General features: G+C 68.2%; 18 protein-coding genes. 9 read left to right on the top strand and 9 right to left on the bottom strand.

Annotated features, from left to right (window positions below; translation table 11 throughout):
- The first annotated feature begins 140 nt into the window (after positions 1–140).
- Positions 141–1088 carry a D-alanine--D-alanine ligase gene (locus ACIBP6_RS30880; protein WP_397057378.1) on the top strand — a complete coding sequence of 316 codons (948 nt, stop codon included), beginning with the start codon at positions 141–143 and terminating at the stop codon, positions 1086–1088.
- Between the two features lie 42 nt (positions 1089–1130).
- Positions 1131–2177: a threonine aldolase family protein gene (locus ACIBP6_RS30875; protein ID WP_397057377.1), complete on the top strand. Its 1047-nt coding sequence runs from the start codon at positions 1131–1133 to the stop codon at positions 2175–2177.
- 584 nt (positions 2178–2761) lie between these two features.
- On the opposite strand, the gene ACIBP6_RS30870 is transcribed toward ACIBP6_RS30875, so the two are convergent.
- Positions 2762–3058 carry a transposase gene (locus ACIBP6_RS30870; protein WP_397057376.1) on the bottom strand — a complete coding sequence of 99 codons (297 nt, stop codon included), beginning with the start codon at positions 3056–3058 and terminating at the stop codon, positions 2762–2764.
- A 2306-nt stretch (positions 3059–5364) separates the two neighbouring features.
- Here ACIBP6_RS30870 and ACIBP6_RS30865 point away from each other — a divergent pair.
- Positions 5365–5517: a hypothetical protein gene (locus ACIBP6_RS30865; RefSeq protein ID WP_397057375.1), complete on the top strand. Its 153-nt coding sequence runs from the start codon at positions 5365–5367 to the stop codon at positions 5515–5517.
- Between the two features lie 495 nt (positions 5518–6012).
- Here the strand turns inward: ACIBP6_RS30865 and ACIBP6_RS30860 are convergent, their stop codons facing one another.
- From ACIBP6_RS30860 to rpmH, 8 genes are all read right to left on the bottom strand, one after another.
- The gene (locus ACIBP6_RS30860; RefSeq protein WP_397057374.1) at positions 6013–6975 is read right to left on the bottom strand and encodes a ParB/RepB/Spo0J family partition protein; all 963 of its coding nucleotides are present in this window, start codon (positions 6973–6975) and stop codon (positions 6013–6015) included.
- A 181-nt stretch (positions 6976–7156) separates the two neighbouring features.
- Entirely contained in the window at positions 7157–7993 is an 837-nt protein-coding gene (locus tag ACIBP6_RS30855; RefSeq protein ID WP_397057373.1) for a ParA family protein, read from the bottom strand.
- Positions 7994–8229: 236 nt separating this feature from the next.
- Positions 8230–8904, bottom strand: a complete 675-nt coding sequence (rsmG, locus tag ACIBP6_RS30850) for a 16S rRNA (guanine(527)-N(7))-methyltransferase RsmG (RefSeq protein WP_397057372.1) — start codon at positions 8902–8904, stop codon at positions 8230–8232.
- Between the two features lie 280 nt (positions 8905–9184).
- Positions 9185–9673, bottom strand: a complete 489-nt coding sequence (locus ACIBP6_RS30845; RefSeq protein ID WP_397057937.1) for a protein jag — start codon at positions 9671–9673, stop codon at positions 9185–9187.
- 20 nt (positions 9674–9693) lie between these two features.
- Positions 9694–10644, bottom strand: a complete 951-nt coding sequence (gene yidC, locus ACIBP6_RS30840; protein WP_132612950.1) for a membrane protein insertase YidC — start codon at positions 10642–10644, stop codon at positions 9694–9696.
- A 4-nt stretch (positions 10645–10648) separates the two neighbouring features.
- The gene (gene yidD, locus ACIBP6_RS30835) at positions 10649–10930 is read right to left on the bottom strand and encodes a membrane protein insertion efficiency factor YidD (protein ID WP_132612952.1); all 282 of its coding nucleotides are present in this window, start codon (positions 10928–10930) and stop codon (positions 10649–10651) included.
- Positions 10927–11289, bottom strand: coding sequence for a ribonuclease P protein component (rnpA, locus tag ACIBP6_RS30830; RefSeq protein WP_132612954.1), 363 nt, complete (start codon positions 11287–11289; stop codon positions 10927–10929). Before rnpA ends, yidD begins: the two co-directional genes overlap by 4 nt.
- A 62-nt stretch (positions 11290–11351) precedes the next feature.
- Positions 11352–11489: a 50S ribosomal protein L34 gene (rpmH, locus tag ACIBP6_RS30825; protein WP_043614899.1), complete on the bottom strand. Its 138-nt coding sequence runs from the start codon at positions 11487–11489 to the stop codon at positions 11352–11354.
- Between the two features lie 485 nt (positions 11490–11974).
- On the opposite strand from rpmH, the gene dnaA reads away from it, so the two are divergent.
- From dnaA to gyrB, 6 genes are all read left to right on the top strand, one after another.
- Positions 11975–13516 carry a chromosomal replication initiator protein DnaA gene (gene dnaA / locus ACIBP6_RS30820; protein ID WP_449595612.1) on the top strand — a complete coding sequence of 514 codons (1542 nt, stop codon included), beginning with the start codon at positions 11975–11977 and terminating at the stop codon, positions 13514–13516.
- Positions 13517–14062: 546 nt separating this feature from the next.
- A complete protein-coding gene (dnaN, locus tag ACIBP6_RS30815; RefSeq protein ID WP_132612958.1) occupies positions 14063–15202 on the top strand; it encodes a DNA polymerase III subunit beta in 1140 nt (379 codons plus the stop codon).
- 45 nt (positions 15203–15247) lie between these two features.
- Positions 15248–16192, top strand: a complete 945-nt coding sequence (gnd, locus tag ACIBP6_RS30810) for a phosphogluconate dehydrogenase (NAD(+)-dependent, decarboxylating) (RefSeq protein WP_397057370.1) — start codon at positions 15248–15250, stop codon at positions 16190–16192.
- Between the two features lie 64 nt (positions 16193–16256).
- Positions 16257–17501, top strand: coding sequence for a DNA replication/repair protein RecF (gene recF / locus ACIBP6_RS30805; protein ID WP_397057369.1), 1245 nt, complete (start codon positions 16257–16259; stop codon positions 17499–17501).
- Positions 17502–17757: 256 nt separating this feature from the next.
- Positions 17758–18255 (top strand): DUF721 domain-containing protein, encoded by a 498-nt coding sequence (locus ACIBP6_RS30800; protein ID WP_397057368.1) that lies wholly within the window; start codon positions 17758–17760, stop codon positions 18253–18255.
- Between the two features lie 681 nt (positions 18256–18936).
- Positions 18937–20880: a DNA topoisomerase (ATP-hydrolyzing) subunit B gene (gyrB, locus tag ACIBP6_RS30795; RefSeq protein WP_397057367.1), complete on the top strand. Its 1944-nt coding sequence runs from the start codon at positions 18937–18939 to the stop codon at positions 20878–20880.
- Positions 20881–20897 lie beyond the last annotated feature (17 nt).

Raw genomic sequence — 20897 nt, 5'->3', positions numbered from 1 at the left:
CTCGTTCTGCCCAACACCAAGAAATCCCCTCGTGGAACGGCCGAGATGGGATGGGATCGCCGGAGAAAGCACCTCCCGTGCAGCATTCGCCCCCCACGCCGGTACCGTTGGACAGCGGTGGGATCAGCGGAGGAGAAGTGATGAGCGATCTGGGCCACGTGCTGGTGCTGGCCGGAGGCCTCTCCTACGAGCGGGAGGTCTCTCTGCGCTCGGGTCGCCGAGTCAGTGAGGTGCTGCGCGCGGCGGGCGTCGACGTGGAGACCCGCGACACCGACGCGTCCCTCGTCCCGTCGATCCTCGCCGACCCGCCCGACGCCGTCTTCGTCACGCTCCACGGCGGAGCGGGCGAGGACGGCGCGATCCGCTCGGTGCTGGAGCTCCTCGACGTCCCGTACGTCGGCGCCGGTCCCGACGCGTGCCGGGTGGCCTTCGACAAGCCCACCGCCAAGGTCGTCATACGCTCGGTCGGCCTGCACACCCCCGAGTCCGTCACCCTGCCCAAGGAGACGTTCCACGACCTCGGCGCCACGGCCGTGCTCGGCCGCATCGTCGAGCGGCTCGGGCTGCCGCTGTTCGTCAAGCCCGCCCGTGGCGGGTCCGCCCTCGGCGCCTCCTTCGTCCGTACGGCCGAGGAGCTGCCCGCCGCGATGGTCGGCTGCTTCGCGTACGGCGACACGGCCCTGATCGAGCGGTACGTCGAAGGCGTCGAGGTCTCCGTTTCCGTCGTCGACCTCGGCAACGGGCCGGAGGCGCTGCCCGCGGTGGAGATCGTGCCCGACGAGGGGGTCTACGACTACGCGGCCCGTTACACGGCCGGCCGCACCGAGTTCTTCGCCCCCGCTCGCCTCACGCCCGCCGCGGCCGCCGCCTGCGCCGAGGCCGCCGTGACCGCTCACACCGCGCTGGGGCTGCGTGACGTCTCCCGTACGGACCTGATCGTGGACGCGGACGGCGTGCCGCACTTCCTGGAGGTCAACGTGGCACCCGGCATGACGGAGACGTCGCTGCTGCCGATGTCCGCCGAAGCCGCCGGGCGGGACCTGGGCGAGCTGTGCCGTAGCCTCCTGCAGAACGCCACCAACCGCTGACCGGTCGCATGACGGCGGAAACCGGCTGAGTAGCCTTGGCCTGTGCTGATCGATTCGATGTACCCCAAGAGTTTCGCCAGCGACAACCACGCCGGCGTGCATCCGGCCGTCCTCGACGCCATCGCCGCCGCCAACCAGGGGGACGCGCCCGCGTACGGCGACGACACCTGGACGGCGGCGTTCGAGGAGCGGGCCAGGGAGGTGTTCGGCTCGGCCGCGCAGGCCTTCCCCGTGCTCAACGGTGCGGGCGCCAACCTGGTCGGTCTCGCCCTGATGCTCGGCCGCTACGACGCCGTCATCTGCACCGGCAGCGCCCACATCGCCACCCACGAGGCGGGCGCGTCGGAGCGTCTGCTGGGCGTGAAGCTCATGACCGTCCCCACCGAGGACGGCAAGCTCCGCCCCGCCGACATCACCTCGCGCCTCGGCGGCATCGGCAACCCGCACGAGTCGCAGCCGACGGTCGTCTCCATCTCCCAGGTCACCGAACTCGGCACCTGCTACACCCCCGACGAGATCGCCGCCCTCGCCGACACCGCCCACCAGAACGGCCTCCGGCTCCACGTGGACGGCGCCCGGCTGGCCAACGCCGCCGCGTTCCTCCGCTGCGACCTGAAGGCCATCACGACGGACGCCGGTGTGGACGTGTTCAGCTTCGGCGGCACGAAGAACGGCGCTCTGGCGGCCGAGGCCGTGGTGGTCGTCGACGATTCGCTCGCCCACGCCGTACCCTTCCTGCGGCGCCAGTCGCTCCAGCTCGCCTCGAAGATGCGGTTCATCTCGGCGCAGCTGTCCGCCCTCCTCACGGACGACCTCTGGCGCCGGAACGCGGGCCACGCGAACGAGATGGCCAAGCGACTGGCCGACGGCCTGGCCGACATCCCGGGTGTCTCGCTGGCGTACCCGGTGGAGGGCAACGCCGTCTTCGCCACCCTCCCCCACTCCGCCACCGAAACCCTCCGCCGGCGTTACCTGTTCCACTACTGGGACGAGCCGGCCGGCACAGTCCGCTGGATGACCGCCTTCGACACGACCCCTGAGCAGGTGGACGACTTCCTCAAAGACCTCCACCAGTCCACCGCCGCCTGACCCCACCACTCGTCCACACCGCGGCCACCACCCCGCCACGTCACTCGAACCGGGAGGCGTGGCCGGCGCGACCGGTCGCCGCGCGTCCTGGCCGGCGCAGAGTCGGTCGCGCCGAGACGCAGCGGCGCTGAACACCGGCGGACTTGAGTCGCCGGTCTTCGGCGGGGCTGGGCACTCGCTCGTAGGCTCGTCCATGGCGGTGCCAGCGACAAGACCGCCCAGCACCACAACCAACGCCTGCTCGACGGCAACGCGTGCATCCCGCACCACCGCGCCGACGGGGTCCGAGACGAGCGCCTAGGGTGCCGTGAGGACGCCGCACCAGGCACATGCGGTCACGTGACGCACCCCCGCGCACCGCTGTGCGCACTTACCGCCCAGCGGTCCTGGGTCGCCGGGTTGTTCCGTCTGTGCCTTCGTATGAGCCGGCGACGCCGCAGCGCACTCGTCGGTGTCACGCATCGCGGGGCCGGACACGAAGCTGCGGCGTGCGTAGAAGACGGCACGGGAGACTGCCGGCAGCTCGCACGTCCGGTTGACGTTGCGGCCGGCTTGCTTCTTCGCCTTGATGAACGGATCCGCGCTCACCGGGTCTCCTGGGTGAAGAAGGTCGGCGCTCGCTTGAGGATGTCCACTGCCACGCGCAGCCGCCGGTTCGCCTGCCGCCATGCCTCCAGCTCCTGGCTCTCGCTGCTGGCAAGCCCATCCCGTTGGATGGCATCGACCTCGGCCTGACGGATCCACTGCCGTACCACAGTCTGGGTCAGGTCGAAGTCCTTGGCTTGCGGACCGACGGAGCGGTCACCGCGCCGGCACAGCCCGACGATCCCGGCCTTGAACTTCGGCGTGAACGGGCAGCGGGGACGCGGCTTCTTCCCCATGCTCTCCAAAAGGGACATCCTCCGGTGGGGAGGATCCCCTGATCTCGATGTCCCATCCAACGGGATCACCTCACTATGCTCGCAACAGCCCGCCACGAGACGGTCGGCAGTCCGTCGACAGTCCGCGTCGTCACTCAGTCCATCGACAGTCCCAGACAGCGCGCGAAGCAACCCTTGAGCCACTCCCCGACCAGCCGGCTAGGGATCCGCACCTTCGTGGCCGCCCCGACCTTCGTGACGACCCGACCTTCGTGACGACCCGACCTTCGTGACGACCCGACCTTCGTGACGACCCGACCTTCGTGACGACCCGACCTTCGTGACGCCCTGACTTTCGGGGTGACCCCGACCTTCGGGGTGCCCACACGACTTCAGCCGTACCTTCCGACCTCTGCGCCGTTCCCGGGCGCCGGTCAGCTGGGCGCGTACACCAAAGCCGCCTTCAACGACCACCGTGCAGGCACTTCGCGGTCGCGCGGCTCTACGGCAACTCCGGATCACCGTCTCAACCACGCCCTTGTTCCACGTGAAACAGGGCGACGCCTCAGCGTTGTGTCAGCGCTCATTGCCTCCCCCGATGACAGATGACAAAGCCGCTCCCCAATCCCCTATCCCTTATCCCAATCTCGATGACGCTCGCTGCGTAGCACAACCACCCGCCCACCTCCGCCTCACGCTCACTGCCGAACAGGCGCGATCTCAACGCGGCGGGAACGGCGACAGCGCCGTTCCTCTCACTACCGCCGATCGCCCAGGCGCGCAGGACGCATCACGAAGGGCGACCCATCGACGTCCTCAACCCAGAGCAGCGGAGGTCAATCGCGTCGCATCACGGATAGGCGCGCAAGTGGCTGACACCGCCGACTGTGTTTCACGTGAAACAGAGACTGGGACAGCAAGCCGTGGACGGCGGCAAGGACTTGTGCAGTGTGAGCCAGACCGCTGACGTATTCAGCTAACGATGGTGGCGACCCTCTACAACCAGAAGCCTGCGGCGCCCGACATGAGACCTCCGTCCAACGACCACTCACAGCGCACCTGCGGTCGCGCAGCCCTACGGCAACCCCAGCCACCGTCCCAACTACACCTGGTTTCACGTGAAACAAAGCGACGCCCTGAGGGCGATGTCAGTGCCTTGCTTTCCGCCCCGCCGAAGCCGCCCACTCATTGCCTATCCCGCTTCCCCTTCATTGCAGCGACACACAACCTCTTACCTCTGCGTCACGCTCATAGCCGGCCCGCCCCGATCCCCGCGCAGCGTGAACGGCGACAGCGCCATTTCCGCTCGCGACCACCGATCACCCAGGCGCACACGACACATCACCAAAGACCACCCATCGACGACCTCAACCCAAAGCAACGGAGGCCCAATCGCGTCGAATCGCGAATGAGCGCGGAAAGAGCCCAGACCGCCGAAGTGTGAGTAGCCGGACAAGGCGTAGGGGCCAGCGTAGGCATGCGAGGCAAGAACCCCAAAAGCCGACGTCCCATCCAGCTCGGCATGATCCTGCGGCTTACGTGTGCCGCCGACGAGTACGCTGCGGCGTCGACGGCTCATACGAATGCGGGTGTAGGCGGCACAACCCGGCGCCCTAGGATCGCTGGGCAGTAGGCGCGCACAGCAGCGCGGTGCACTGGGTGAGTCACGTGACCCCATATGCCAGGTTCGGCGTCCGCATGCAAGTAGAGCACCTTCTCCCCCAGCCACCGCGAGCCGACGGTCCCGGCGTGCTTCTAGACGTAGGCAGGCGTCGCCACTTTTACGTGGGACACAGGCGTAGCGCGACACAAGTGCAGCGCGACACAAGTGCAGCGCGACACAGGTGCAGCGCGGCGCGCTCTATCTACCACCATCGCCATCGCGCCAGGCCGCGGACTCATGTGACACGCTCATCCCCCGACGCCCTTCGAGGACGTGACGGTGCTCCCAGCGCCGCCTGTCACCACGTGCGGTACGGAGCGCCCACGGGCCACCGGTACCACAGGATCCTCGGGCGCTCCCAGGATGGGGTGTGCGCAATGCGTTCGACCAGGCGAGTCGGACACACCTCTGCGGCATGAGTGTGCCTCAGGCCAGCCCACACGATCTCGCGACACAAATATCGCCGCACGCAGCTGTCGTCAGGCGACCCGATGCTGGTGCTCCCCCGGCGCACACGATGCGTCGACCAGTCGCGCCCAACACTCGTGCGAATTTAGCGTGCCGCAGCGTTCGCCACTCATACGTAGCTGTACGTGGCCGCCGCCGCGCTCGTCGGTGTGGCCCTCTACGCCGACGAGACCGGGACCCGGGGGAAGGAGCTGACGTGACCCACCACATCCTGGTCGCCGGCGAGGCCGGCGGCATCGGCACCGCCGTCTGCGAGCTGTTCGCGACCGACGAGCGCGTCACCGCCGTGGGCCTGCGGCCCGAACCCCCGGCCTGGATGGCGGCCCGCGCCGGCGCCGGGCGGAGCTAATACGAGGCCTGGCGGAATGTGATCACGAGGCGCCGGGATCTCGGCGTGCGGGTCACAATGCGGCGCGGCGTCGGTGTGGCGGGAAGGCGATTCTGTCAGGTGGCACGGGTGCGGCAGCAAGGCGATTCTGTTCAGGCGGCGCGGGTGTGGCTGCCCAGGTTCGGTTTCGCGGCGCAGTGCTGAGGTCCGGGGGCGGCGCCCAGTTTCTGGATGCGGGTACGCCTGGCGTGGGTGACTGGGAGCAGACGGAGGGGTGATGCGATGCGCCCGGAGAAGGGCTGGCGGTTCGGCGAGGCTAGGGCGGGAGCCTGATGGGTGCTGTCCCCCGGGAGGCGGGGGCGTGCCGTGGGACAGCAGGCGTTACCGCTCGAAGAGCGTCCACCGTGAGACGTCGATGTCGTAGCCGCCGCTCTTATCGCGCCAACGGTGAGTGGGCGAGGCGCCTGAAAGGACGATCAAGCTCGGGCTTCCCACGGTGTTTCACGTGAAACAGCGTCAGTTCTCGACCTCGCGCATCACTCGGGCCGCGTCCGGGGCCATGGTGCCGATGATGCGCTCCAGGTCGTCGATCGTGGCGAACTCCACCACGATGCGGCCCTTGCGCCGTCCCAGGTCCACCTTCACCTTGGTCTCGAAGTGGTCCGAGAGGCGGTCGGCGAGATGGGTCAGGCCGGGATCGATCGGCTTGGGGGACTGCCGCTCGCGCACGGGCTTCGTCGCCGCCTTGGCACTCCCCATGGAGACGATCTCCTCCACCGCCCGTACGGTCAGCAGCTCCGCGACGATCCGCTTGGCGAGCTGGATCTGCTCCTCGGCGCTGTCGAGACCGAGCAGAGCGCGCGCGTGGCCCGCGCTGATGGTGCCGGCCGCAACGGGCAACTGGACTTCCGGGGGCAGGTTGAGCAGCCGCAGCGTGTTGGTGATGTGCGAACGGGAGCGACCGACCTTCTTGGCCAGCTGATCATGCGTGGCCTGGAAGTCGTCCAGCAGTTGCCGGTACGCCGCCGCCTCTTCCAACGGGTTGAGCTGCTCACGCTGAAGGTTCTCGATGAGCGCGTCCCGCAGGAGCTCGTTGTCCTGCGTGTTGCGGACGATCGCGGGAACGGGGTCCAGGCCGACCTGCTTGCAGGCCCGCCAGCGCCGCTCCCCCATGATCAGCTCGTACTCGCCGCCGCCCACCGGCCGGACGACGATCGGCTGCAGCAGGCCGACCTCCCGGATGGACGCCGCCAGGTCCTCCAGCCGGTCTTCGTCGAAGACCTCACGCGGCTGACGCGGGTTGGGCACGATGGCGGCCAGCGGCACCTCTTTGAAGTACGCTCCGGCAATCGGCTTGGGACCCGTCTCCCCCGCTGACCCGTTCGCCGGGGCCGACGTCCCCCCGGGGCCGTCAACGATGGGACCGGTCGGGATGAGCGCCCCGAGCCCCTTGCCCAATCCCCGCCGCTGCTGACTCACTGCGTCTCCTCGTCCACCCGGTCGATTCCGGTCACTCCAGGAGAGGTTACCGTTGTGGACCCGGCGGAGTGCCCGCTCGCCACACACCGTCCCGCTGGATTCACACCGACATGCCACAAATCCGCGAGGCATGGTGGACGACGCCCGGCCGTCCACCACGACGGCGTGGGCCCGGACCCGGTCAGGAGACAGTGGCGCGGTGGGCGATCTCGCGGGCGGCGTCCATGTACGCCATCGCTCCGCTGGAGCCAGGGTCGTACGTCATCACCGACTGCCCGTAGCTGGGCGCCTCCGACAGCCGGACGCTGCGCGGGATGACCGTCTTGAGCACCGTGTCGCCGAAGTGCGACCGTACCTCGTCCGCCACCTGCGACGCCAGCCGGGTGCGGCCGTCGTACATGGTCAGGACGATGGTGGACAGGCGCAGGGTCGGGTTGAGGTGGGCGCGGATCAGGTCGACGTTCCGCAGGAGTTGCCCGAGGCCCTCCAGCGCGTAGTACTCACACTGGATGGGGATCATGACCTCCTCCGCGGCGACGAGCGCGTTGACCGTCAGCAGGCCCAGCGACGGCGGGCAGTCGATCACGATGTAGTCGAACTCCATCGCGTCGTACGCCGCCAGCGCCCGCCGCAGCCGCGCCTCTCGCGCCACCAGGGAGACCAGCTCGATCTCCGCGCCGGCGAGGTCGATGGTGGCGGGTGCGCAGTAGAGGTTGGGCATGTCGGGGACCTGCTTGACGATGTCCGCCATGGGAAGATCGTCCACCAGCACCTGGTACACGTCGGGGACATCGCCTCGGTGCTCCGTGGCCAACGCGGTGGAGGCGTTGCCCTGCGGGTCGAGGTCGACCACGAGAACACGCTGCCCGTGCATCGACAGTGCGGCGGCAATGTTGACCGAGGTGGTGGTCTTGCCCACGCCACCCTTCTGGTTCGCCACCGCGATCACGCGGGTCTTGGACGGGCGCGGCCAGAGGGCGTCGCCATCACCAGAGGTCTCGCCGGGCTGAGCTGCCATCGGGGTTGCAGATGTTTCACGTGAAACCACTGAGCTGAGCGCCTCTCGTACCAACGGCGAATCACCGGGGTTCAGGGGGGTCTGGGTCACGATGGCCATCCTTTCAACCAGTGGTGTGCCGGTGCCGGGAATTCGCTGTCGCGACACGCCCATTTCGGGCCAGCCAACCCCGGTTGGACTCTCAGACGGACGGCTTTCCGGCCAGCCAAGACCACTTGATGTGACTGGCACAACCGTCACCTCCTTCGTCGCCGCCTCGCTGCGCGCTCCGGCGGGCGACCCGCTACCACCCGAACCAATGTTGCAGGCGGCTCGACCTTACCGCGCCCGACGGTGACAAGCTCAGCCGTTCGCGCCCCGCTGGCGCGTAGCTCGGTCTCCGCCTCGGCGAGCTCTTCGGCCGCCCGTTCGCCCTTCATCGCGATGAGCTCGCCGCCCTCGCGCAGCAGCGGCATCGCCCATGCGAGGAGGCGGTCGAGCGGTGCCACCGCACGAGCGCTGGCGACGTCGAACTCACGTTTGCCCGCGAGCTCCTCCGCCCGCCCACGCAGCACCTCGACGTTGCCGAGCTTGAGCGCCTCGACACTCTCCTCCAGAAAGACGGTACGCCTCAGCAGCGGTTCCAGCAGCGTGACCGTGATATCCGGCCTGACGATCGCCAGCACCAGCCCGGGCAGGCCGGCGCCGGACCCGATGTCCACCAGTCGTACGTCGGGCGGCACGATCTCGGCCACGACCGCGCAGTTGAGCAGGTGGCGATCCCAGATCCGCGGCACCTCCCGCGGGCCCAGCAGCCCACGGACGACACCGGGACCCGCGAGCAGCCCGGCGAACGCGTTCGCACGCTCCCAGGCCTCCCCGGTGAAGACGTCCCGCGCAATGTCCGGCGGCTCCGGAAGCTCTTCGCTCACTGGTCGGCTGGCCCTTTCTGGGACTGATGGCCCTGATCGGAGTGGATGGGGTGGAAGGGGATCGGGTCCTCACCCAAGGCTACGGGTGAGATCACAAGGGAAGACTAGCGGGCCAGGGTGAAGACGGCCGGTGAGCGCGCTGTCGCGCGGCATCGTTACCCCACGCCACCCCACGTCCACCTAAGAAGCCACATACGGCGGTAAGGCGCACAAAATGCGAAACGGCCGTCCACCACGCGCAACGGCGGGCGGACGGCCGGATCAGACGGCGTGAAGCGCCTCAGGCGGGCAGAACCACCACGTAGCGGTGGGGCTCCTCCCCCTCGGACTCGCTGCGGAGCCCGGCGGCCGCCACCGCGTCGTGGACGATCTTCCGCTCGAACGGCGTCATCGGCTGCAGCGACTTGGGCTCGCCGCGTTCCTTGACCTGGTTGGCGATCTCGGTGCCGAGCTTGCTGAGCTCGGCACGGCGCCGCTCGCGGTAGCCGGCCACATCGAGCATGAGCCTCGAACGCTCGCCGGTCTGGCGGTGCACGGCCAGCCGGGTCAGCTCCTGCAGGGCCTCCAGGACCTCTCCCCCAGGCCCGACCAGCTCTGTGCCCTTCAGCCCCACGACGGAGACCATGGCCCGGTCGCCCTCGACGTCCATGTCGATGTCGCCGTCGATGTCGGCGATGTCGAGAAGGCCCTCGACGTAGTCGGCAGCGATCTCGCCTTCCTGCTCCAGCGCATTGAGATCAGGAGCCTTCTCCTGCTCGGCCTCGGTCATGGCCGGCCTCTCCTTCGTGTTCACGACTTCTTGCTGCCGGTGCGCTTGCTACGGGACTGCCGGCTCGGCTGCTGCCTAATGATCTTAGGCTCCGGAGGCGGCGGGGGAGCCTGCTCTTCCGGCTGGGTCTTGCGGAGCTTCGCGATCAGGCCAGGCTTCGGCTGGACCGGGATGACGTTGCCCTTGGCGTCGTACTGCGGCATGGGGTGCCGGCTGTAGAACCAGTGCTGCTGACCGAGCGTCCACACGTTGGTGGTGACCCAGTACATGATCAGGCCGAGCGGGAAGTTCAGGCTGAAGAAGGCGAACAGCGGCGAGATGTACATCAGGATCTTCTGCTGCTGCGCCATGGGGTTGTCCGGCATCTGCTGAATCGAGCGGGTGACGCTCTGCCGGACGGTGAGGAACGTGGTCAGGGAGCTGACCGCCACGAAGATCGCCAGGACCACCTTGGTCGTGACGGGGTTCGCGCTGAAGCTGATGATCTGCTCCGACGACATCCAGAAGTTCGCCGGCAGCGGCGCGCCGAAGATGTGCGCCTTACGGGCGCTGTCGACGAGCTCCTGCGTCATGCCGTACTTCGCATGGCCGTCGGCCATGTTGTGGAGCACGGTGAACATGGAGATGAAGATGGGGAACTGGGCGACCACAGGAAGACAGCCGCCGAGCGGGTTGGCGCCCGCTCCTTGGTAGAGCGCCATGACCTCCTGGTTCATGCGCTGCTTGTCGTTCTTGTAGCGCTTGCGCAGTTCCTGAACCTTGGGGGCGAGTTCCTGCATCTTCCGCGACGAGCGCATCTGCTTGAGGAAGAGCGGGAAGATCAGGACCCTCATCAGCACGGTCAGCGTGATGATCGTCAACGCCCAGGTCAGACCGCTGTCCGGGTCGAGGACCGTGCTGTATGCAGAATGGATCCAGATGATGACGTGGGCTACGGCTTGGTACAGCCAGCTCAGCCAGGACAGCTCCACCGAGCTATCTCCCTTGCGTTTCGTGGGACCGGACCGGGCGTGGGGGCACCGGGTCAATACCTCCGGGATGGAATGGGTGGCACCGCCCGATGCGCCGGACAGTCAACCAGATGCCGCGCAATGCACCGTGTACGGCGATCGCCTCGAGCCCGTACGCACTGCACGACGGGTAGAAGCGGCAGCGCGGGCCGAGCAGCGGACTGATGAACGCCCGGTAGAACCGGATGGGGACGATGAGCACCCGAGCGGCAACGCTCGGCGCCACGTCTTGCGGCTGCTCCGTCATCTGTGTCCACCCGTCGAGGACTCGCGCCGCCTGAGCAAACGATCCAGTGCGGAATCGAGCTCGGCGGCCAGGTGCTCGAATCGCGCGGACGCGGCCGGTGGATTGGCGCGTACCACAAGCAGGCTACCTCTCGGAAGCCTGTGGAGACGGTCCCGCATCAGGTGTCGGAGCCGCCGTTTGACCTTGTTCCGGGTCACCGCGTCGCCGACGGCCTTGCTCACCACGAATCCCACCAGAGGCGGATCTTCCCCTGATACCGCGAAATGCACCACCAGGGTGGGGCGACCGGCGCGTCGCCCGCGCTTGATCGCCTTCTCGAACTCCTCCCCGCGTCGCATGCGGGATTGCCGGGACAGCACCGTATATGCCTATCGCCCGCCGGTGAGAACCACCGGCGGGCCGACTATCGGGCGCGGGACGATCAGGCCGACAGCTTCTCGCGGCCCTTGCGGCGGCGAGCGGCGAGGATGGCGCGACCGGCCCGGGTGCGCATCCGCAGCCGGAAGCCGTGGGTCTTCGCGCGGCGACGGTTGTTCGGCTGGAAAGTACGCTTGCTCACGGGTGGGCTCCAGGCTCGAAGGTGCGCCACAAGGACGCTTAATACACATGGATGGCCTGCCAGAAAAGCGAGGGCACGCGAAATAGCCGTCGCGTGACAAGCCGACCGTCGTACGTTACGGGGCAAGGACCGCTCAGGTCAAACCAGCGCGGTTATCCACCAATCCACAGGCCGCTTTTCCACCGCCGGCCACACGTCCACAGTATGTGCACTCCGGTGCCACTAGGCTGTGGACAACATCTTGAACACAGCTGTGCACATCGCTACTGTCAGCCCTTCTGGGCCGCTCAGAGCCTGTGGACAGCCTGTGGATCACCTGTGGAGGGCCGCGGCTCGACGCCCGGCCACCACGTGTGGACGAACAGGCCGCTCATCCATGTGGGCGGCCGTGTCATGTGGACAGACCAACGCGGGGGGCCGCGAGATCGAGGAGGGGGATCCACACCGTGAACGGTGTCGACCTCGGCACGGTATGGGCGAGGGCCCTGGGTAACTTCCTCAACGAGAACGTGCCGATACAGCAGCGCACGTGGCTGGCGATGGTGCGCCCCATCGCCCTGGCCAACGACACGATCGTGCTCGGCGTCCCGAACGACTTCGTCAAGGACCTCATCGAGGGCAAGCTGCGCTCGCTCGTGGTGCACGCTCTGTCTCAGGAGCTCGGCCGGACCATGCGGCTGGCCGTGATGATCGACACCACGGCGCCCGAGCAGTCGCCGGGCGACAGTCATCAACAGCCTGTGACTCACAGTTATCCCCAGGGTGTGGAGAGTCAGCTGCGTTATTCACAGGCCGCGCAGCCGCAGCACAACCCCGCTTCCGAGCCGCCCCAGTACTACTCGCCGCAGCCGGAGCAGCCTCAGGTATCCACCGAATATCCACAGCAGAGCTTCTCTTTTGAACAGGCGCAGCCGTACACACCGCCAGTGGAGAAGACGCCCGAGCCGGCGCCGAACCGGTGGGAGGCGAAGAGCAGCAAGCCCAGCGAACCGGCTCGGCTCAACCAGAAGTACACGTTCGAGACCTTCGTCATCGGCGCCAGCAACCGGTTCGCCCACGCGGCGGCCGTCGCGGTCGCCGAGTCGCCGGCGAAGGCGTACAACCCGCTGTTCATCTACGGCGATTCGGGGCTGGGGAAGACGCACCTCCTGCACGCGATCGGGCATTACGCCCAAAGCCTGTACGACGGCGCGCGGGTGAGGTACGTGAGCTCGGAGGAGTTCACCAACGACTTCATCAACAGCATCCGCGACCACAAGGCCGACGGGTTCCGCGGCCGCTACCGGGCGATCGACATCCTGCTCGTGGACGACATCCAGTTCCTGGAGGGCAAGGAGCAGACGCAGGAGGAGTTCTTCCACACCTTCAACACGCTCCACAACGCCAACAAGCAGATCGTCATCTCCAGCGACCGGGCGCCGAAGCAGCTGATCACGCTGGAGGACCGGCTGCGCAACCGGTTCGAATGGGGCCTGATCACCGACGTCCAGCCGCCGGAGCTGGAGACCCGGATCGCCATCCTCAGGAAGAAGGCCATCCAGGAGGGCCTGGCGGCGCCGCCCGAGGTGCTCGAGTACATCGCCAGCCGCATCTCCACCAACATCCGCGAGCTCGAAGGCGCGCTGATCAGGGTGACCGCGTTCGCCAGCCTCAACCGGCAGGGCGTCGACCTGCAGCTCGCCGAGGTGGTGCTGAAGGACCTGATCACCTCGGAGTCCGACACCGAGATCACCATCGCGGCGATCATGACCGAGACGGCCAACTACTTCGGCATCAGCATCGACGACCTGTGCGGCACCTCGCGCAGCCGGGCGCTCGTCAACGCCCGGCAGATCGCCATGTACCTGGCGCGCGAGCTGACCGAGCTGTCGCTGCCGAAGATCGGCCAGCAGTTCGGCGGGCGCGACCACACCACTGTGATGCACGCCGAGCGGAAGATCCGGTCGCTGATCGCGGAGCGGCGGTCGATGTACAACCAGGTCAACGAGCTGACAATGCGGATCAAGCAGACGCAGCGCGGCTCGTGACGTCGTACACAGCCTGTGGAAAACACTGTGGACCAGCGGAAACGCAAAATCGTGCCTGCGGAATGCCCGGCAATGCCAGGAAAAATCGGTCCACATAGGCTGGGGACAACAGTGGGGACATCCTGGGGAGAACCTGGGGACTACTCGGGGAAAAGTGTGGATGACCTGTGGACGGCCTGTGAACAGCCGATCTGGGGCTCCAAGGGTGTCCGATTTACCCCGTGGATAAGCTGTGGAAACCTCGTGGATAACTGCCGGTTGCCCGTGGATGAAGGCACCAAGATCTGGGGACGGCCTGTGGGCAACGAATCTCCATCCCCAGGCGCGCGAGTTCTCCCCAGGCTCCACCCACACCGTCGGTGGATGAAGAAACGCCCGCTGACCAGCGAGGACACCAGTTGTCCCCAGTTTCCACAGCCCCTAGTGTGATGACCTCTTATCTCTCTAACTAAGAAACTCAAAGACTCATAGAGGGGCCCCTCCCGGAGCGCGAGTGCGGGAGAGTGGACTCCTTGGAATCAACGACGAACCAGGAGGCTGATCACCGTGATGTTCCGAATCGAGCGAGACGTCCTCGCTGAGGCGGTGGCATGGACGGCGCGCAGCCTCCCGGCGCGTCCGTCTGTGCCCGTGCTGGCCGGCATGCGCCTGGAGGTGACCGAGGAGCAGCAGCTCAAACTCTCGGGCTTCGACTACGAGGTCTCCGCCGAGGTCACCCTCGAGCTCCACACCGGTGAGCCGGGAGTCGTCCTGGTCTCGGGCAAGCTGCTCGCCGAGATCACGCGCGCGCTTCCCGCACAGCCTGTGGACTTCGTGGTGGACGGCGCCAAGGCGGTCGTCACCTGTGGCAGCGCGCGATTCACACTCCTCACCATGCCTGTGGAGGACTACCCCTCGCTCCCGGCGATGCCGCCGGCCGCCGGCCGGGTGGGCAGCGACGTGTTCGCCTCGGCCGTGGCGCAGGTCGCCGTCGCCGCCGGACGCGACGACACGCTGCCGATGCTCACGGGCGTGCGCATGGAGATCGAGGGCGACACGGTCACCCTCGCCGCGACCGACCGCTACCGGCTGGCCGTACGCGAGCTGAAGTGGCAGCCGGGGCAGCCCGACTTCTCGGCGATCGCGATGATCCCGGGCAAGACCCTCGCCGACACGGCCAAGGCGCTCGGCACGAGCGGCGCCGAGGTGGAGATCGCGCTCAGCTCCGCCGGCGGCAAGGGTGAGGGCATGATCGGCTTCTCCAGCAACGGGCGGCGGACGACGACGCGGCTGCTCGACCCCGAGTTCCCGAAGTACCGCTCGCTGCTGCCGACGGAGTTCTCCGCCCGCGCCGACCTGTCCACAGGCCCGTTCGTGGAGGCGGTCAAGCGCGTGGCCCTGGTCGCCGAGCGCAACACTCCCGTACGGCTGGCGTTCAGGAGCGGCGAGGTCGTGCTGGAGGCCGGCAGCGGCGACGAGGCGCAGGCCGTCGAGGCACTGCCTGTGGACTACGAGGGCGAGGAGATGAACATCGCCTTCAACCACCAGTTCCTGCTGGAGGGCCTCGGGGCCATCGACTCCGACGTCGCGCGGCTGCAGATGACCACTTCGACGAAGCCCGCCATCCTCACCGGCGGCAAGCCTGTGGACGACGGGGGCGTCACCGACTACCGTTACCTGATCATGCCCATCCGCCTGTCAGGCTGAGCCTGTCATCAGAGATGATGGAACCTTGACAAGGGGGTTGGACACATGCAGATCGGCATGATCGGACTGGGCAAGATGGGCGGCAACATGGCCGAACGGCTGCGCCGTGGCGGTCATGAGGTGGTCGGCTACGACCGCGATCCGGCGATCAGCGACGTCGGCAGCCTGAAGGAGCTCGTCGAGCGCCTGCAGGCCCCGCGCGCGATCTGGGTCATGGTGCCCGCCGGCAAACCCACCCAGACCACCGTCGACGACCTGGGCCAGCTGCTCAGCGAGGGCGACCTCGTCGTCGACGGCGGCAATTCGCACTACGCGGACGACCAGAAGCACGCCGCCGAGCTGGCCCAGAAGGGCATCGGCTTCGTCGACTGCGGCGTCAGCGGCGGCGTCTGGGGCCTGCAGAACGGCTACGCCCTCATGTGCGGCGGCGACAAGTCCGACGTCGACCGCCTCATGCCGATCTTCGAGACCCTCAAGCCCGAGGGCCGCGACGGCTTCGTCCACGCGGGCGACGTCGGCGCCGGCCACTTCGCGAAGATGGTCCACAACGGCATCGAGTACGGCATGATGCAGGCGTTCGCGGAGGGCTGGGAGCTGCTCGAGGCCTCCGACATCGTCAAGGACGTCAAGGGCTCCTTCGCCAGCTGGCGCACCGGCACCGTCATCCGCTCGTGGCTGCTCGACCTGCTGGTACGCGCGCTCGACGACGACGAGCACCTCGAGCAGCTGCGCGGCTACGCCCAGGACTCCGGCGAAGGCCGCTGGACGGTCCAGGCGGCCGTCGACCACGCTGTCCCGCTGCCGGTCATCACCGCCGCGCTCTACGCCAGGTTCGCCTCGCGCCAGGACGACTCCCCGGCGATGAAGGTGGTCGCGGCGCTGCGCAACCAGTTCGGCGGCCACGCGATCACCGCCGCGGAGGGCAGCCACGCCAAGGGCGCCGACGCCCCTGGCGCCGACGTGACGCCGCCTCGCGAGGCCGATCGCTAGGGTTTTCCACAGGAACGCATGCCGGTGCCCACAGCGGCCGCCGGGGCGCACTAACCTTCGTGGGGTGCATGTCGCCCACCTCTCGCTGACCGACTTCCGGTCCTACGCGTCCGTGGAGCTCGGCCTGGAGCCGGGAGTCACGGCGTTCGTGGGGCCCAACGGCCAGGGCAAGACCAACCTGGTCGAGGCCCTCGGCTACGTGGCGACGCACTCCAGCCACCGGGTGGCCAGTGACGCGCCGCTGGTGCGGCAGGGCGCCACCCGGGCGATCGTGCGCTGCGCCGTCCACAGGGACGACCGGCGGGCGCTGATCGAGCTGGAGATCAACCCGGGGCGGGCCAACCGCGCCCGGCTCAACCGCTCGCCCGTGCCCCGCGCCCGCGACGTCGTCGGCCTGCTGCGCACGGTGCTGTTCGCGCCCGAGGACCTCGCGCTGTCCAAGGGCGACCCGTCCGAGCGCCGCCGCTTCCTCGACGACCTGCTGGTGGCCCGCACACCCCGCTTCGCGGGTGTCCGCGCCGACTACGACCGGGTGCTGAAGCAGCGCGGCGCGCTGCTGCGTACGGCCGCGCAGGCCCGCAGAGGCGCCAGGAGCCCCCGTCGGCAGGAGAAGGACAGCGGGTTCGCCGCGGCGGGCGCCGGCGACGTCCTGAGCACTCTGGAGGTCTGGGACGCCCATCTCGCGCGGCACGGTGCCGAGCTGTTGCGCGGGCGGCTGGAGCTGGTCGAGGCGCTGCGTCCGCTGGTCTCCGGTTCTTACGCCGCGCTCGCCCCGTCGAGCGCTCCCGCGACGCTGGCCTACCGCAGCACGTTGTCCACAGGTGTGGACAACGACGAGGGTGGCCAGGAGGCAGAAATCCCCGGTGAGCGGGGATCTTCCGATACACAGACGTTATCCACAGACTTGGGGAAAACCCTTGAAGACCGCCTGCGGGAGCGGCTACTGGAGGTCCGCCAGTCGGAGCTCGAACGCGGGGTCACCCTCGTCGGCCCACACCGCGACGACCTGATCCTCGGTCTCGGCGACCTGCCCGCCCGGGGCTACGCCAGCCACGGCGAGTCCTGGTCGTTCGCGCTGGCGCTCCGGCTGGCCGCGTACGACCTGCTGCGGGCCGACGGGGGCGATCCGGTGCTGATCCTCGACGACGTGTTCGCCGAGCTCGACAGTCAGCGCAGGCGGCGGCTCGCCGAGATGGTCGCGCCGGCCGAGCAGGTGCTCATCACCGCGGCCGTGCCCGACGACGTGCCCGGCGAGTTGTCGGGAAGCCGATTCGACGTCGCAGAGGGGAGTGTCACCCGTGTCCGCTGACGACCCGCGCCTCTCCGGCTCCGGTGCGCCTGGAGGGCCGTTCCGCGACTCCGTCTCCGGGCGGCCCGCGGGTTATCCACAGGCCGCACCACAGCCGGGGGCGGAGACCGCGCCGGCGGCCGCGTCCCCGGGCGGTCCGCAGGGCCCGCACGGAGGCGCGGCGGCTCGTCCACAGGGTGGGTCAGGTGCCCGGGAGCAGGAAGGAGCCGCCGTCCGTACGCCGGGACAGGGCACGGGCGGGGCTGTGGATGAAGGGATGGCGCCGCAGCATGTGACCGCGCGCGGCGCGGCGATGGCGCGGGAGAAGCTCGCCCAGGCCAAGGCGGACGCCGCCAAGCGCGGGCAGCTCCCCCGTCGTGAGCCCCGGCGCAAGGGCGGCGCGGCCCGCCGCAACAGCGGCGATCCCCAGCTGTTCGGCCGCGCCATCGCCGACCTCCTGGCCGACCGCGGCTGGGAGCGTCCGGTGGCGGTGGGCGCGGTGTTCGGGCGATGGCACGAGATCGTCGGCCCCGACCTGGCCGCCCACACCAAACCCGAGTCGTACGAGGACGGCGAGGTGCTGGTCCTGGCCGACTCCACGGCGTGGGCGACGCAGGTCCGGCTGCTCGCGCGCACCCTCGTACGCAGGCTCAACGAGGAGCTCGGCGACGGCACGGTCACGAAGGTCAAGGTCAGGGGGCCGCAGAACGCGCCGCGTCCTACAGGCGGTTTGCGGGTGACCGGAAGCCGAGGCCCACGCGACACCTACGGGTAGCGGCGTCCAGCCGCTACCCGCAGCAGGCGCGCAGCGCCGCTACGGGCCCCCCTCCGACCACTATCCCCAGCAGGCGCAGCGCCGCTACGGATCCCCCGTCCGACCACTATCCCCAGTACGTGTTCGCGTTGCTACGGATCAGGCGTTCGGCCGCTGCCCACAGCCGGTGTTTCGCGCCGCTATGGCTCAGGCCCCGGCCGCTGTCCACAGCAGGCGCCTCGCCGCACTACAGCTCAGGCGTCCCGCCGCTGTCCACAGCAAGTGTTTGGCGCCGCTACAGCTCAGGCGTCCGGTCGGTGTCCACAGCAGGTGTTTCGCGCCGTTAGGGGCCAGGCTTTCGGACGCTGTCCACAGAGGCGCTTCCCGTCGTTACGGTTAGGCGCCGAGGGCGATCAGAAAGCCGCAGACGCGATAAGCCCCCCTTCCGGAGGGGGGATGCTTGACAGGGGGCAAAACGAGCTAGAGAGCATCACAGGCGCGTTCATTGCCACCTCGGGCCTCCGGAGGCGGTAGAATGAAAAAGGATTCCGGACACGTCCGCTTGCGTGTCACCCCGGCAGCAAGCCGACTCCCCTGGGTGACCGCGCATCGGGGCACTCACGACGGTGACGGGCACGGCAGGGGCAGCTTTGTGGTTGATCGCCTCCCCCGCCGCGTGTCCGCGGCAGGAGGATTTCGCAGTTGTCTTACGACGCTAGCTCAATCACCGTACTCGAGGGGCTTGAAGCGGTTCGCAAGCGCCCAGGTATGTATATCGGCTCCACCGGTGAGCGCGGCCTCCACCATCTGGTCACGGAGATCGTGGACAACGCGGTGGACGAGGCGCTGGCCGGTTACGCCACCAGGATCGACGTCACGCTCTTGGCCGACAACGGCGTGCGCGTGATCGACGACGGGCGCGGCATCCCCACCGGGATCCACCCGGTGGAGCAGCGCTCCGCCGTCGAGGTCGTGCTGACCACGCTGCACGCGGGCGGCAAGTTCGACAGCCAGTCCTACGCGGTCTCCGGCGGCCTGCACGGCGTCGGCTCGGCCGTCGTCAACGCGCTGTCCACCGCCATGGACGTCGAGATCAAGCAGAACGGCCACTACTGGCGCCAGCGCTACGAGATGTCCAAGCCCCTGGCGCCGCTGGCCAAGGGCGAGCCCACCGACGAGACCGGCACCTCGGTCACGTTCTGGCCCGACCCCGAGATCTTCGAGACCACGACGTGGAATCACGAGATGCTCTCGCGGCGGTTCCAGGAGATGGCCTTCCTCAACAAGGGCCTGACGATCACCTTCACCGACGAGCGTCCCGAATACGTCAACGGTGAGCCCACCACGGTGACGTACTGCTACCAGGGCGGCCTGGCCGACTTCGTCCATCACCTCAACGCCAAGAAGGAGCCGGCGCACGCGTCGATCGTCTCCTTCGAGGAGGAGGGCGACGGCATCGCGGTCGAGATCGCCATGCAGTGGAACAACTCCTTCTCCGAGTCCGTCTACACCTTCGCCAACACGATCAACACCGCGGAGGGCGGCACCCACGAGGAGGGCTTCCGCGCGGCGCTGACGACCATCGTCAACCGCTACGCGCGCGAGCAGAAGTTCCTCAAGGAGGGCAAGGACGACAACCTCAGCGGTGAGGACGTCCGCGAGGGGCTGACCGCGATCATCTCGGTCAAGCTCTCCGACCCCCAGTTCGAGGGCCAGACCAAGACCAAGCTGGGCAACACCGAGGCCAAGTCGTTCGTGCAGAAGGCCTGCAACGACCACCTGCGCGACTGGTTCGAGCGAAACCCCGGCGAGGCCAAGGACATCATCAACAAGTCGCTGCAGGCCTCGCGCGCCCGCATCGCCGCGCGCCAGGCCCGCGACCTGACCAGGCGCAAGTCGCTGCTGGAGTCGGGCAGCGGGCTGCCCGGCAAGCTGGCCGACTGCCAGTGGAACGACCCCGAGAAGTGCGAGCTGTTCATCGTCGAGGGCGACTCGGCAGGCGGCTCGGCCAAGGGCGGCCGTGACTCCCGTTTTCAGGCGATCCTGCCCATCCGCGGCAAGATCCTCAACGTGGAGAAGGCGCGGATCGACAAGGTCCTGAAGAACAACGAGGTCCAGGCGCTGATCACCGCGCTCGGCACCGGTGTGCACGACGAGTTCGACATCGCCAAGCTGCGCTATCACAAGGTCATCCTCATGGCCGACGCCGATGTCGACGGCCAGCACATCAACACCCTGCTGCTGACGCTGCTGTTCCGGTTCATGCGTCCGCTGATCGAGGCCGGTCACGTCTACCTGTCGTGCCCGCCGCTCTACAAGATCAAGTGGGACCGCAAGGGCGAGGAGGCCTCGTACGCCTACTCCGACCCCGAGCGTGACGCCGTCATCGCCGAGGGCATCCGCAACGGCAAGCCCGACCCCCGGCCGCGTGACAACGTCCAGCGCTTCAAGGGTCTGGGCGAGATGAACGCGGGGCAGCTGTGGGAGACCACGATGAACCCCGCGACGCGGCTGCTGCGCCTCGTCACGCTCGACGACGCGGCGCAGGCCGACGACCTGTTCAGTGTGCTCATGGGCGAGGACGTCGAGGCGCGGCGCGACTTCATCATCCGCAACGCACGCGACGTCCGCTTCCTCGATGTATAGCCAGTAGAAGGACCTTT

This window comes from Nonomuraea terrae (assembly GCF_044465245.1).
GTDB classification, from domain to species: domain Bacteria; phylum Actinomycetota; class Actinomycetes; order Streptosporangiales; family Streptosporangiaceae; genus Nonomuraea; species Nonomuraea terrae.
This window is presented reverse-complemented; position numbering and strand designations above follow the sequence as displayed.

Excerpts from the sequence above, each read along its gene's own strand:
- yidD (WP_132612952.1), bottom strand. The coding sequence starts at position 10,930 with ATGACGGAGCAGCCGCAAGACGTGGCGCCGAGCGTTGCCGCTCGGGTG.
- gnd (WP_397057370.1), top strand. The coding sequence starts at position 15,248 with ATGCAGATCGGCATGATCGGACTGGGCAAGATGGGCGGCAACATGGCC.
- ACIBP6_RS30855 (WP_397057373.1), bottom strand. The coding sequence starts at position 7,993 with ATGGCAGCTCAGCCCGGCGAGACCTCTGGTGATGGCGACGCCCTCTGG.
- ACIBP6_RS30870 (WP_397057376.1), bottom strand. The coding sequence starts at position 3,058 with ATGGGGAAGAAGCCGCGTCCCCGCTGCCCGTTCACGCCGAAGTTCAAG.
- ACIBP6_RS30800 (WP_397057368.1), top strand. The coding sequence starts at position 17,758 with ATGGCGCCGCAGCATGTGACCGCGCGCGGCGCGGCGATGGCGCGGGAG.
- ACIBP6_RS30880 (WP_397057378.1), top strand. The coding sequence starts at position 141 with ATGAGCGATCTGGGCCACGTGCTGGTGCTGGCCGGAGGCCTCTCCTAC.
- ACIBP6_RS30845 (WP_397057937.1), bottom strand. The coding sequence starts at position 9,673 with ATGACCGAGGCCGAGCAGGAGAAGGCTCCTGATCTCAATGCGCTGGAG.